At 46.7% G+C, this 14627-nt stretch carries 4 protein-coding genes, 1 tRNA gene, 3 rRNA genes, 1 pseudogene and 1 riboswitch; of the genes and pseudogenes, 7 read left to right on the forward strand and 2 right to left on the reverse strand.

The annotated features are described in order from the left end of the window. The first annotated feature begins 610 nt into the window (after window positions 1-610). The 5 genes and pseudogenes from ATG66_RS07135 to ATG66_RS07155 form a co-directional block, all read left to right on the forward strand. Window positions 611-2163, forward strand: a 16S ribosomal RNA gene (locus ATG66_RS07135). 309 nt (window positions 2164-2472) lie between these two features. Then, a 23S ribosomal RNA gene (locus tag ATG66_RS07140) occupies window positions 2473-5362 on the forward strand. A gap of 114 nt (window positions 5363-5476) precedes the next feature. Further along, a 5S ribosomal RNA gene (rrf, locus tag ATG66_RS07145) occupies window positions 5477-5593 on the forward strand. The 16S, 23S and 5S rRNA genes sit together here with 1 tRNA gene alongside, the layout of an rRNA operon. A gap of 44 nt (window positions 5594-5637) precedes the next feature. Then, window positions 5638-5714: transfer RNA gene (locus ATG66_RS07150), tRNA-Asp, on the forward strand. Window positions 5715-6109: 395 nt separating this feature from the next. Beyond that, a pseudogene (locus ATG66_RS07155) lies at window positions 6110-6296 on the forward strand (IS4 family transposase); the annotation flags it as partial. Between the two features lie 98 nt (window positions 6297-6394). Here ATG66_RS07155 and ATG66_RS07160 read toward each other — a convergent pair. Further along, the gene (locus tag ATG66_RS07160; RefSeq protein WP_098414674.1) at window positions 6395-7705 is read right to left on the reverse strand and encodes a cation:proton antiporter; all 1311 of its coding nucleotides are present in this window, start codon (window positions 7703-7705) and stop codon (window positions 6395-6397) included. 190 nt (window positions 7706-7895) lie between these two features. Here ATG66_RS07160 and metH point away from each other — a divergent pair, with 190 nt between their 5' ends. Beyond that, entirely contained in the window at window positions 7896-11576 is a 3681-nt protein-coding gene (gene metH, locus ATG66_RS07165; protein ID WP_098414675.1) for a methionine synthase, read from the forward strand. A gap of 65 nt (window positions 11577-11641) precedes the next feature. Here metH and lysC read toward each other — a convergent pair whose 3' ends face one another. Then, window positions 11642-12994 carry a lysine-sensitive aspartokinase 3 gene (gene lysC, locus ATG66_RS07170; RefSeq protein WP_098414676.1) on the reverse strand — a complete coding sequence of 451 codons (1353 nt, stop codon included), beginning with the start codon at window positions 12992-12994 and terminating at the stop codon, window positions 11642-11644. 105 nt (window positions 12995-13099) lie between these two features. Continuing rightward, a riboswitch (Lysine riboswitch) is annotated at window positions 13100-13277 on the reverse strand. 222 nt (window positions 13278-13499) lie between these two features. Between lysC and ATG66_RS07180 the strand changes: the two genes are divergently transcribed. Further along, on the forward strand, window positions 13500-14621 hold the full coding sequence (locus ATG66_RS07180; RefSeq protein ID WP_098414678.1) for a pyridoxal-phosphate-dependent aminotransferase family protein: 1122 nt from the start codon (window positions 13500-13502) through the stop codon (window positions 14619-14621). Window positions 14622-14627: the final 6 nt, after the last annotated feature.

Here is a 14627-nt window from a genome sequence, read left to right on the forward strand (position 1 = left end):
TTTAGAGTAAATAAAGAAAGCTGCAATAAAGCAGATTTCTTTATTTATAGCACTTGAAAAACACGCTTTATAGAATAACTCTGTGGATAAGTTGTGCGAGTTCTTGGGGTAAAGTTGAATAAATAAAGCTTTGGTCGAAAACGCATCGCTTAACCATTATTTTTGCAATTTTTGAAAAATAACGCTTGCCAATGTGAGCGCGATCTCTATAATGCCTCCTCGTCGACAGGGCAAGGGCTCGCAAGGGTTTAAGCAAGGTTGGCAAGGTCAGAAAGAAAAACGAAATAATTTTGAAAAAGTGTTTGACACTAAAGATTATATCGCTAGAATGGCCGCCTCTTCCGAAGTGATGTTAATTACAAAGAAGAGTTGCTCTTTAACAATGTAGACCTATCAATCTGTGTGGGCACTCGTTGATGATAATCAAATTAGAAACTTCTCTTGAATAAAGAGGGGCTTCAAATACGGTTTCAATGAACTGAGTGACCAATCGAGATTAACTTGTTTAATCTTGGCACAGTCAATTCATTATCGTTCTGTTGGAACGGTAATAGCTTTAAAATTACGTTTGTAGTTTTGAAGTCAGTATTCGTTGAGCCGACAAAATCTTAAATTGAAGAGTTTGATCATGGCTCAGATTGAACGCTGGCGGCAGGCCTAACACATGCAAGTCGAGCGGAAACGACAACATTGAGCCTTCGGGTGATTTGTTGGGCGTCGAGCGGCGGACGGGTGAGTAATGCCTAGGAAATTGCCCTGATGTGGGGGATAACCATTGGAAACGATGGCTAATACCGCATAATGCCTACGGGCCAAAGAGGGGGACCTTCGGGCCTCTCGCGTCGGGATATGCCTAGGTGGGATTAGCTAGTTGGTGAGGTAAGAGCTCACCAAGGCGACAATCCCTAGCTGGTCTGAGAGGATGATCAGCCACACTGGAACTGAGACACGGTCCAGACTCCTACGGGAGGCAGCAGTGGGGAATATTGCACAATGGGCGCAAGCCTGATGCAGCCATGCCGCGTGTATGAAGAAGGCCTTCGGGTTGTAAAGTACTTTCAGTCGTGAGGAAGGGGATATCGTTAATAGCGGTATTCTTTGACGTTAGCGACAGAAGAAGCACCGGCTAACTCCGTGCCAGCAGCCGCGGTAATACGGAGGGTGCGAGCGTTAATCGGAATTACTGGGCGTAAAGCGCATGCAGGTGGTTTGTTAAGTCAGATGTGAAAGCCCGGGGCTCAACCTCGGAATAGCATTTGAAACTGGCAGACTAGAGTACTGTAGAGGGGGGTAGAATTTCAGGTGTAGCGGTGACATGCGTAGAGATCTGAAGGAATACCAGTGGCGAAGGCGGCCCCCTGGACAGATACTGACACTCAGATGCGAAAGCGTGGGGAGCAAACAGGATTAGATACCCTGGTAGTCCACGCCGTAAACGATGTCTACTTGGAGGTTGTGGCCTTGAGCCGTGGCTTTCGGAGCTAACGCGTTAAGTAGACCGCCTGGGGAGTACGGTCGCAAGATTAAAACTCAAATGAATTGACGGGGGCCCGCACAAGCGGTGGAGCATGTGGTTTAATTCGATGCAACGCGAAGAACCTTACCTACTCTTGACATCCAGAGAAGCCGGAAGAGATTCTGGTGTGCCTTCGGGAGCTCTGAGACAGGTGCTGCATGGCTGTCGTCAGCTCGTGTTGTGAAATGTTGGGTTAAGTCCCGCAACGAGCGCAACCCTTATCCTTGTTTGCCAGCGAGTAATGTCGGGAACTCCAGGGAGACTGCCGGTGATAAACCGGAGGAAGGTGGGGACGACGTCAAGTCATCATGGCCCTTACGAGTAGGGCTACACACGTGCTACAATGGCGCATACAGAGGGCGGCGAGCCAGCGATGGTGAGCGAATCCCAAAAAGTGCGTCGTAGTCCGGATTGGAGTCTGCAACTCGACTCCATGAAGTCGGAATCGCTAGTAATCGTGGATCAGAATGCCACGGTGAATACGTTCCCGGGCCTTGTACACACCGCCCGTCACACCATGGGAGTGGGCTGCAAAAGAAGTAGGTAGTTTAACCTTCGGGGGGACGCTTACCACTTTGTGGTTCATGACTGGGGTGAAGTCGTAACAAGGTAGCGCTAGGGGAACCTGGCGCTGGATCACCTCCTTATACGAAAGATTATTGCGATGAGTGTTCACACAGATTGATGGTTTAGAAGCGAAAGCTTCGAGCTATAATTGCTCTTTAACAATTTGGAAAGCTGACTGATAACAACAACGTTGTTATCAAATAAAGTTCTCAATGTTTATCGTAAAGATAAACACCAAAACAACACATTCAAGTGTTCTTGGGAATATCACTATTGCAGTGATTATTCGAAATTGAGTCCGGCAAAATCGAAATGTCTCTCGCTCATTCAAATAATGAGAGACAACTTTGGTGATTTGAACATCAACTCGAAACTCCTTCGGGTTGTATGGTTAAGTGACTAAGCGTACACGGTGGATGCCTTGGCAGTCAGAGGCGATGAAGGACGTATTAACTTGCGATAAGCCCAGATTAGGCAGTAAAAGCCACTTGAGTCTGGGATTTCCGAATGGGGAAACCCACTTACATAAGTAAGTATCGCTGCGTGAATACATAGCGTAGCGAGGCGAACCGGGGGAACTGAAACATCTAAGTACCCCGAGGAAAAGAAATCAACCGAGATTCCGAAAGTAGCGGCGAGCGAAATTGGACTAGCCCTTAAGCTTTATAGGCGTCAGGTGAACAAGCTGGAAAGCTTGGCGATACAGGGTGATAGCCCCGTAACTGACGACGCATATGCAGTGAAATCGAGTAGGGCGGGACACGTGATATCCTGTCTGAATATGGGGGGACCATCCTCCAAGGCTAAATACTACTGACTGACCGATAGTGAACCAGTACCGTGAGGGAAAGGCGAAAAGAACCCCTGTGAGGGGAGTGAAATAGAACCTGAAACCGTGTACGTACAAGCAGTAGGAGCACCTTCGTGGTGTGACTGCGTACCTTTTGTATAATGGGTCAGCGACTTATATTCAGTGGCAAGGTTAACCATCTAGGGGAGCCGTAGCGAAAGCGAGTGTTAACTGCGCGACTTAGTCTCTGGATATAGACCCGAAACCAGGTGATCTAGCCATGGGCAGGTTGAAGATTGAGTAACATCAATTGGAGGACCGAACCGACTAATGTTGAAAAATTAGCGGATGACTTGTGGCTAGGGGTGAAAGGCCAATCAAACCTGGAGATAGCTGGTTCTCCCCGAAAGCTATTTAGGTAGCGCCTCGGACGAATACTACTGGGGGTAGAGCACTGTTAAGGCTAGGGGGTCATCCCGACTTACCAACCCTTTGCAAACTCCGAATACCAGTAAGTACTATCCGGGAGACACACGGCGGGTGCTAACGTCCGTCGTGGAGAGGGAAACAACCCAGACCGCCAGCTAAGGTCCCAAATTACTACTAAGTGGGAAACGATGTGGGAAGGCTCAGACAGCCAGGATGTTGGCTTAGAAGCAGCCATCATTTAAAGAAAGCGTAATAGCTCACTGGTCGAGTCGGCCTGCGCGGAAGATGTAACGGGGCTAAGTAGTAAACCGAAGCTGCGGCAATACTCTTTGAGTATTGGGTAGGGGAGCGTTCTGTAAGCGGTTGAAGGTGTGTCGTAAGGCACGCTGGACGTATCAGAAGTGCGAATGCTGACATGAGTAACGATAATGGGGGTGAAAAACCTCCACGCCGGAAGACCAAGGGTTCCTGTCCAACGTTAATCGGGGCAGGGTGAGTCGACCCCTAAGGCGAGGCCGAAAGGCGTAGTCGATGGGAAACGGGTTAATATTCCCGTACTCAATCAAATTGCGATGGGGGGACGGAGAAGGCTAGGTGGGCCTGGCGACGGTTGTCCAGGTTCAAGTGCGTAGGCTGAAGAGTTAGGTAAATCCGGCTCTTTTTAAGGCTGAGACACGACGTCGAGCATCTACGGATGTGAAGTCATTGATGCCATGCTTCCAGGAAAAGCCTCTAAGCTTCAGATTTGATGGAATCGTACCCCAAACCGACACAGGTGGTCGGGTAGAGAATACCAAGGCGCTTGAGAGAACTCGGGTGAAGGAACTAGGCAAAATGGTACCGTAACTTCGGGAGAAGGTACGCTCTTGGCGGTGAAGTCCCTTGCGGATGGAGCTACTAGGAGTCGCAGATACCAGGTGGCTGCAACTGTTTATTAAAAACACAGCACTGTGCAAAATCGTAAGATGACGTATACGGTGTGACGCCTGCCCGGTGCCGGAAGGTTAATTGATGGGGTTAGACTTCGGTCGACGCTCTTGATCGAAGCCCCGGTAAACGGCGGCCGTAACTATAACGGTCCTAAGGTAGCGAAATTCCTTGTCGGGTAAGTTCCGACCTGCACGAATGGCGTAATGATGGCCACGCTGTCTCCACCCGAGACTCAGTGAAATTGAAATCGCTGTGAAGATGCAGTGTACCCGCGGCTAGACGGAAAGACCCCGTGAACCTTTACTACAGCTTGGCACTGAACATTGACCCTACATGTGTAGGATAGGTGGGAGACTTTGAAGCCGGTACGCCAGTATCGGTGGAGTCAACCTTGAAATACCACCCTTGTAGTGTTGATGTTCTAACTTAGCCCCCTCATCGGGGGTGAGGACAGTGCCTGGTGGGTAGTTTGACTGGGGCGGTCTCCTCCCAAAGCGTAACGGAGGAGCACGAAGGTGGGCTAAACACGGTTGGACATCGTGTGGTTAGTGCAATGGCATAAGCCCGCTTGACTGCGAGAATGACAATTCGAGCAGGTGCGAAAGCAGGTCATAGTGATCCGGTGGTTCTGAATGGAAGGGCCATCGCTCAACGGATAAAAGGTACTCCGGGGATAACAGGCTGATACCGCCCAAGAGTTCATATCGACGGCGGTGTTTGGCACCTCGATGTCGGCTCATCACATCCTGGGGCTGAAGTCGGTCCCAAGGGTATGGCTGTTCGCCATTTAAAGTGGTACGCGAGCTGGGTTTAGAACGTCGTGAGACAGTTCGGTCCCTATCTGCCGTGGGCGTTGGAGAATTGAAAGGGGCTGCTCCTAGTACGAGAGGACCGGAGTGGACGAACCTCTGGTGTTCGGGTTGTGTCGCCAGACGCATTGCCCGGTAGCTAAGTTCGGGATCGATAACCGCTGAAAGCATCTAAGCGGGAAGCGAGCCTTGAGATGAGTTCTCCCTGATACTTTAAGTATCCTAAAGGGTTGTCGTAGACTACGACGTTGATAGGCAGGGTGTGTAAGTGCTGCGAGGCATTGAGCTAACCTGTACTAATTGCCCGTGAGGCTTAACCATACAACACCCAAGGGGTTTTGATGGACTCAATACAAGAAAACTTGATTGTGTTAAGAACTGAAACAGCTTTCCAGATTATTAATTACTGCGTTGGCGGTAGTTAAAAAGAATTTGCTTGGCGACCATAGCGTTTTGGACCCACCTGACTTCCATGCCGAACTCAGAAGTGAAACGAAATAGCGCCGATGGTAGTGTGGGGTTTCCCCATGTGAGAGTAGGACATCGCCAGGCTTTAAATTATGAACACTTGTTATAAATAACGAGTATTCCACTGCGGAGTGGTAGTTCAGTTGGTTAGAATACCGGCCTGTCACGCCGGGGGTCGCGGGTTCGAGTCCCGTCCACTCCGCCATTTATTCAAAAGCCTCGCTAGTAATAGCGAGGCTTTTTTCATTTTAATATTTATTTAAAGGCTCCAGGCACTGAGTGCTTGATGTCTGACAGTATATACTCCGAGCTGATCTACCACGTATTAGAAAAAGACTTAATGTTGATCAGTTTAGAGACTTAAATGCCCCTTAGATTGCCATGATAATCCCCACGAACTTAGTTAGTGGGGATTTTTCTATGTTGGCTAAGAGTTAGTTCTAGCTAATGAAACTATGGAGGATGGTAAAACTACGAGTCTGTCGTTAATGCCATTCGACTTAAGCTTTCCATGACACATTAAAAACAAGTAGTAGAGATGGCAGCTACCCGCTCACAAGCGGTCCGGCTGGATTGCAGCGAAAGAACCCTAATCCACCAACACTCCTGCAAAGTGAAGTGACATTGCGAAGTCGTTTTGCAGCAGGAGTTAGTCAAGAACTTAGGGGCTGCTTATAATTTAGTTCGCTTAGCAATCATTCATATTGCCGAAGACGCCAATGTCAGTCCAATTCGAGCCGCGATCAACTTGATAGATATTCCGTTACGTTCGTTAGCACTTATTCCGACGATTAGTATTACTGGAGATAAAAAAGCAGCCACGAGCTGCTTCTTAGGTCATATTACTTTTATTTATTTTCTTAAGAGTCTATTTGCTTTTTCTGTTCAGGAACGAAGGCTCCTTGTTGCTTTTCTCTTTTCTCTTTTCTTCTCTTCAGCTTTGGCTTTTTCAATCATTGGTGTGATGGTTGAACCTTGGATCAAAATAGAGAAAACAACGACGGAGTAAGTCATTACAAGAATGATTTCTTTTACATCAATTAATTTATCTTGAATTACCCAAATGCCTGATGGAATTGAAAGCGCCATAGCAAGAGCAAGACCACCGCGTAAGCCTCCCCACGTTAAAATTCTCACTGACCAAGGGTTATACTTTCGATAGCGTTTAAAGCCAATATAAGAGATAAACACACTGAAATAACGAGCCGCTAGAACAAGAGGAATTGAAATTGCCATCATGATCCAGTCTTCTTCATGAAATTCAAATAACAGCATCGACATACCGATTAATAAGAACAGAACACCATTTAGAAATTCATCCACTAATTCCCAGAAGTGGTCAAGGTGATCTTCACTTTCTTTTGAGAAACCAATAAAGCGCGTCCAGTTACCGATCATTATGCCCGATACCACCATCGCTAATGGGCCAGAAACATGGATGTATTCTGCGAGCGCATAGCCAGCAGTTGGAATGCCAATGGTTAATAATAACTCCATGGAGTGGTCATCGGTCGCACTGATCAAGTAGTGAAATAGTAAGCCGAGGAGTAGGCCGTATACGATGCCCCCGATGGCTTCTTGGATAAATAATAATGTGACACTTCCGACGGTTGGTGCTTCCGTGCCAAATGCGATTGTGAACAAGGTTACAAAAATGACCAAACCAAACCCGTCGTTGAAGAGAGATTCGCCTTCTATTTGGGTTGAGATACGTTTTGGAGCATCAAGCTTTTTAACAATGGCCAAAACCGCAATTGGATCGGTTGGTGAAATTAGTGCACCGAACAACAAGCAGTAAACTAAATCAAACTGAATCCCAAGCAAGTGACAAGCGCCATAAAGGACAAAACCAATGAAGAAGGTCGAAAATAGCGTGGCACCAAGAGCTAAAGTCGTTATCTCCCACTTTTGATCTTTAAGGTTAGGGAGCTTGATGCCCAGTCCGCCTGCAAACAGTAAGAAACCAAGAATGCCATTAAGTAAGAAGTCTTCAAAGTTGATTTTCGTGACTGTTTCTGTTGCCACTTCGGTGAGGTGGAACCAATTATTTTGACCTGCCGTCAAGATGAGAAGCGAAAGTACCATGGAGCCTGCGGTAATCGCGATGGTGGTTTGCATTTTTCCTATCTTGCTGTTTATAAAGGCAATTAACATCGCAGCGGCAGATAGAAAACATAAGGTATGGTAGACCGACATAGAGCTCTCTATTTGTAACATTTTGTGAATGGGATTTTCGGTTGATGCTGGTTAAATAGCAAACATTTTTTCGCGATTATTTTGCAACTTAAGAAGGAGATAAAATAATCATTAATTCCCATTTAGACGTCTAGACTCCTGAAGTTTGTGTGATAGGATGGAATTATAACTTAAGGAATGAGGCTGTACTGTGGGATGTAATGTAAGACAACAGATTGAAGCTCAATTGAAACAACGTATTCTTCTGATTGATGGTGGTATGGGAACCATGATTCAGGGATACAAACTTGAAGAGCAAGACTATCGGGGAGAACGCTTTGCTGACTGGCATTGCGATTTAAAAGGTAACAACGATTTGTTGGTACTTAGTCAGCCTCAACTGATCAAGGAAATACACGCGGCTTATCTTGAAGCAGGCGCCGATATTCTCGAAACCAACACATTCAACGCCACGACGATTGCGATGGCCGATTATGAAATGGAAAGCTTCAGTGAAGAAATTAACCTCGCTGCCGCTAAACTCGCCCGTGAAGTTGCAGATGAATGGACGTTAAAGACCCCTGATAAGCCGCGTTATGTTGCCGGAGTGCTTGGACCGACTAATCGTACTTGTTCAATCTCACCTGATGTTAACGACCCCAGTTACCGAAATGTCTCTTTTGACCAATTAGTTGAAGCGTATTCGGAATCCACGCGTGCGCTGATAACAGGTGGGGCGGACCTGATCCTGATCGAAACGATCTTTGACACATTGAATGCTAAGGCGTGTGCTTTTGCGGTCGATACGGTATTCGAAGAACTTGGTATCACTCTGCCTGTCATGATTTCAGGTACGATTACCGATGCGTCGGGTCGCACGCTATCAGGACAAACGACCGAAGCTTTTTATAACTCTCTACGTCATGTAAGGCCGCTATCTTTTGGTCTTAACTGTGCTCTTGGTCCCGATGAGCTTCGCCCTTATATTGAGGAGCTCTCTCGTATTTCTGAGTCATTCATTTCCGCGCATCCTAATGCTGGGCTACCTAATGCGTTCGGTGAGTACGATCTTTCCCCAGAAGAGATGGCAACTCATGTTAAAGAGTGGGCACAAAGTGGCTTTTTGAATTTAATCGGTGGTTGTTGTGGGACGACCCCAGAACATATTCGTCAAATGACAGAAGCGGTTGAAGGCGTAGTGCCTCGTCATTTTCCTGATTTACCAGTTGCTTGTCGCTTGTCTGGGCTTGAACCACTGACGATAAAAAAAGAGTCGTTATTTATAAATGTAGGTGAGCGTACTAACGTAACTGGCTCTGCTCGTTTCAAACGCCTGATTCGAGAAGAACGCTATGATGAGGCTCTAGATGTTGCACGTCAGCAAGTTGAAAATGGTGCGCAAATCATCGACATTAACATGGATGAAGGCATGTTGGACGCTCAGGCCTGTATGGTTCGGTTCTTGAACCTTTGTGCGTCTGAGCCAGAAATTTCGAAAGTGCCAATCATGGTCGATTCTTCTAAGTGGGAAGTGATCGAAGCTGGCTTAAAGTGTATCCAAGGTAAAGGGATTGTAAACTCGATCTCGCTAAAAGAAGGCAAAGAAAAGTTTGTCGAGCAAGCGAAGTTGATTCGTCGTTACGGTGCGGCGGTCATCGTCATGGCCTTTGATGAAGTCGGTCAGGCGGATACCCGTGAGCGTAAAGTCGAAATTTGTACTAACGCTTACCGAGTTTTGGTCGATGAGGTTGGTTTCCCACCTGAAGATATCATTTTTGATCCAAATATCTTTGCTGTTGCGACGGGGATTGATGAACACAACAACTACGCGGTTGATTTTATCGAAGCTATCGGGGAGATCAAACGTGACCTACCACATGCGATGATTTCAGGTGGTGTCTCTAATGTTTCTTTCTCTTTTCGTGGCAATAATTACGTGCGTGAAGCGATTCACGCCGTGTTCCTTTACCACTGTTTTAAAAACGGTATGGACATGGGCATCGTAAATGCTGGCCAGTTAGAAATTTACGATAACGTCCCTGAAACATTGCGTGAAGCGGTAGAAGATGTGGTTTTGAACCGTCGTGATGACTCAACAGAAAGGCTATTAGATATTGCTACCGTGTACGCAGGCAAGGGGGTTGGCAAGGAAGAAGATGCCTCAGTATTAGAGTGGCGAACATGGCCTGTTGAAAAGCGTTTGGAGCATGCCTTAGTAAAAGGGATTACCGAGTTTATTATCGAGGACACGGAAGAAGCTCGCGTGAATGCCACTAAACCTTTGAAGGTGATTGAAGGCCCGTTAATGGATGGTATGAACGTGGTCGGGGACTTATTTGGGGAAGGTAAGATGTTTCTGCCTCAGGTAGTGAAGTCAGCCCGAGTGATGAAACAGGCGGTTGGGCATTTAGAGCCCTACATTGATGCTGAAAAACAGGTTGGCCAAACTAATGGTAAGATCCTACTCGCCACAGTCAAAGGGGATGTGCACGATATTGGAAAAAATATCGTTGGCGTAGTGCTTCAATGTAATAACTATGAAATTATCGATCTTGGCGTTATGGTGCCATGCGACAAAATCTTAAAAGTGGCACAAGAAGAGAATGTCGACATCATCGGTCTATCAGGCTTGATCACCCCCTCCTTAGATGAAATGGTCCATGTCGCGAAAGAAATGCAACGTCTTGATTTTAAACTACCACTGTTGATTGGCGGAGCAACCACATCAAAAGCGCACACGGCGGTTAAGATTGAGCAAAACTACCAACATCCTGTGGTGTACGTAAATAATGCCTCTCGAGCTGTGGGGGTATGTTCATCTTTATTATCAGACGAACGTCGACCGGTGTTTGTTGAAAAGTTAGATGCTGATTATGAACGTGTGCGAGATCAGCATAAGCGTAAGAAGCCGAGAACTAAACCCGTGACGCTTGAAGAGGCGCGGGCAAATAAAGTGGCTATCAATTGGGAAGTTTACACACCGCCTGCGCCGGTTAAACCGGGAATTCATATCTTTGATGACGTTGATATCGCGGCGTTACGTCCATACATCGATTGGACCCCTTTCTTTATGACTTGGTCATTAGTTGGCAAGTACCCAACCATTTTCAAGCATGAAGAAGTCGGTGAAGAGGCACAGCGTCTGTTCGATGATGCCAATGAGTTGCTTGACCGTGTTGAGCGGGAAGGTTTACTTAAAGCTCGCGGCATGTGTGGTTTATTTCCAGCGGCGAGCGTAGGCGATGATATTGAAGTGTACACCGATGAATCACGTAACGAAGTGGCGAAAGTGCTGCGTAATCTACGTCAACAAACTGAAAAACCAAAAGGATTCAATTACTGTCTTTCGGACTACATCGCGCCAAAAGAGTCGGGTAAGCCAGATTGGATTGGAGCGTTTGCGGTAACCGGTGGCATAGGTGAACGTGAACTGGCTGACCAATATAAAGCCCAAGGTGATGATTACAACGCCATCATGATTCAAGCGGTAGCGGATCGTCTTGCCGAAGCGTTTGCTGAATATTTGCATGAGCGCGTACGCAAAGAAATTTGGGGTTATGCAGCGGATGAAAACTTATCTAACGATGGTCTTATCCGTGAAAAATATCAAGGTATTCGCCCTGCACCTGGTTATCCTGCATGCCCTGAGCATACTGAAAAAGGTCCATTATGGGAGCTACTTAATGTAGAAGAGAATATTGGTATGTCATTGACTTCAAGCTATGCGATGTACCCCGGAGCATCGGTATCGGGTTGGTACTTCTCGCACCCCGACTCTCGCTATTTCGCGATCGCACAGATTCAAGACGATCAGTTAGAAAGTTATGCCGATCGTAAAAGGTGGGATCGGATCGAAGCTGAAAAGTGGCTAGGTCCAAACATCAACGCTTAATCTGTTTCTGTGAAAACAAAGAGGGCTGCACAATCGCAGCCCTTTTTCCTATTTGATATAAAGTATTATGACTCAAACAGTTCAGTATGCAGTTTTTGGATGACTTGTTTCGACACTGACTCATGAACAAGGAAGCACAAGTTATGAGGGCTGGCACCGTAACAAATCATACGTAGGTTAAAGTCTGCTAGCGTACCGAAGACTTGTTTCGCATAACCTTTGCTCTCGCTCATGTTATTACCAATCAGAGCAACGAGGCATAAATCGTGTTCGACTTCTACTTTACACAGCGCTTCCAGTTCTTCACGTACGGCTTGTGGTAGTTGAGGGGCCCCGCCTGACGTATCCGTTTGATCCAAAGTTAACGAGACACTGATTTCTGATGTTGTGATCAAATCGACTGAGATTTTGTGTTTGGCTAAGATCTCAAAGACTTTTGCCAAGAAGCCATACGCGTGGAACATGTTGGCACTGCGGAGTGTCACCATCGTTTGGTTGCAGCGTAGGGCCAGCGCGCGGAAAAGTGGTGAGCTTTCGACTTGATGACGAATCCAAGTGCCGCCTTTCTCTGGTGTCTTCGATGAACCAACAAACACAGGAATGTCATGGCGAAGTGCAGGAATAAGTGTTGAAGGGTGGAGGATCTTTGCACCAAAATTGGCCATTTCTGATGCTTCGCTAAAGCTGATCTCGGGGATGGGTGAGGCCTTTGGCGCAATACGGGGATCAGTGGTGTAGATGCCTGGCACATCGGTCCAAATTTCTAAACCCGCCGCTTTGACACTCTCTGCGATTAATGCGGCACTGTAGTCGCTGCCGCCTCGTCCCAATGTGGTTGTATTGCCTTGTCCGTCAGACCCGATAAAGCCTTGAGTGATGACGACAGACTTGTGACACAGTGGAACCAATTTTTCTTGTGCGAGCTCTGAAATCATTTCAATGTTTGGTTCTGCGCGGCCAAAGCTGTCATCTGTTCTTAAAACGTCACGGATATCGAAGCGAACGGCTTGAATGTCACGTTCACGCATCAATTGAGCGAGAATATGGGTCGACATCAGTTCACCACATGCGACCAATTGGTCGGTCAGCTTGGCGCTGGTTTGAATGGATGCGGCTTCGGCCAGACTGGTTACGGTATCGAGAATGGCATATACCTCAGTGGAGGCTTCAGAGCCATCTTTGAGCTGAGCTAAAACGGAATCATGTATATTGGTCAGCTTTTGAAGTACCTCGGAGCGGTGTGTTTGGTCTTGCACGCCACTTGCCAACGCAACCAGTAAATTGGTTACACCTGAGCAAGCACTGCTCACCACTAAGCGAGTATTTGGGTTATTTTCAATAATGCTGGCGCAACGACTCATTGCCTCAAAGTTGGCCACACTAGTCCCACCGAATTTAGCTACGTTAAATGCACTCACTGCGTTCTCCCACGACTTCCTAAAAAATAATATGTACATCCAATGTTTAGTGAGGAAAGGAACAGAGCAAAAAGAGAGGTATTTAGAATGTCATTTGAAAAACTCACCCTCAGAAGCTCTTCATCAGGCGGCGCTGATGACAGTTGATGGGACTCAACCCAGTCAACCGACAAGTCAAATCCTGCAACTTTGACTTACCTCGGCACTACTCCCCCTGAATAATTGGGCTTGGAATTGCGGTTCCACCAATCATCTACCTGGGTAGTGCTCCTCTTCTACATAAAGCTCAAACATTGAACGGTTTTGCCGAAGTAATGTCAATCAATATTTCAACCATGATGATGTTTTTTATTAACGAATTTGTGACAGTGGTTTGACCTCTATACTTACGGCTAATTGCTGAGTGAAGGAAAATCGATTAGGGTAAAAGCTTGATGCCTGAGCCACCTTGTTGAATAGAACTTTTATCATGCTCAGGATAAATGATAGCAATCAAGGAGCTGACATGCCGATCCAGAGCTTTATTCCCCCTCATCGTATTCTCATGGGACCTGGTCCTTCTGATATTTATCCTCAAGTGCTTCAAGCATTGAGTCGTCCAACGGTTGGCCATTTAGACCCTCTTTTCATCGCGATGATGGATGAGTTGAAACAGCTATTGAAATACGCTTTCCAGACGGAAAATGAATTCACTATTGCGGTCTCGGCGCCAGGCAGTGCGGGGATGGAAACCTGTTTTGTTAACTTAATTGAAAAAGGTGACAAAGTCATTGTGTGCCGCAATGGTGTGTTTGGTGAGCGCATGCGTGAAAACGTGGTTCGTGCAGGGGGAGAAGTTGTTGTCGTTGATGATGAATGGGGTACGCCAGTTTCTGTTGATAAAGTGGAGCAAGCACTACAGCAGCATCCTGAGACAAAAATCCTCGCTTTTGTACATGCAGAAACCTCAACCGGCGCAGTGAGTGATGCTCAAACTCTAGGGAAACTAGCGAAGCAGTACAACACATTATCGATTGTTGATGCGGTCACGTCATTGGGCGGTGTGCCGCTAAAAGTCGATGAGTGGCAACTGGATGCGGTGTATTCGGGAAGTCAAAAATGTTTGTCATGTGTACCTGGTTTATCGCCAGTGACGCTTTCTCCTGCCGCAATCGAAAAGATTCAGTCAAGAACCTCACCAGTACAGAGTTGGTTCTTAGACCAAAGTTTAGTGCTAGGTTACTGGAGTGGCGAAGGCAAACGTAGCTACCACCATACTGCACCAGTCAATAGTTTGTATGCGCTGCACGAAGCTTTACTGATTTTAAAGAACGAAGGTTTGGAGAGTGCCTGGGCTCGCCACCAATTAATGCATGAAAAATTGAAGGATGGCTTACAAAAGCTTGGCTTTGAATTTGTAGTGGAAGAGGCTCATCGCTTACCTCAGTTGAATGCGATTTATGTGCCAGAAGGGGTCGATGAAGCAAAAGTTCGTACGCATTTGTTAGAGACGTACAACTTGGAGATTGGCGCGGGATTAGGAGCATTGGCTGGAAAAGCGTGGCGGATCGGTTTGATGGGCTATGCTGCTCGACCTGAAAATGTCGCACTGTGCTTAAAAGCCTTAGAAGAATCGCTCACCGAGTAGTGTTAA

This window comes from Vibrio sp. ES.051, from assembly GCF_002563795.1.
GTDB lineage: Bacteria > Pseudomonadota > Gammaproteobacteria > Enterobacterales > Vibrionaceae > Vibrio.

Bases quoted from the DNA above. Each gene is read 5' to 3' on its own strand.
- ATG66_RS07160 (WP_098414674.1), bottom strand. From the start codon at position 7,705: ATGTCGGTCTACCATACCTTATGTTTTCTATCTGCCGCTGCGATGTTA.
- ATG66_RS07180 (WP_098414678.1), top strand. From the start codon at position 13,500: ATGCCGATCCAGAGCTTTATTCCCCCTCATCGTATTCTCATGGGACCT.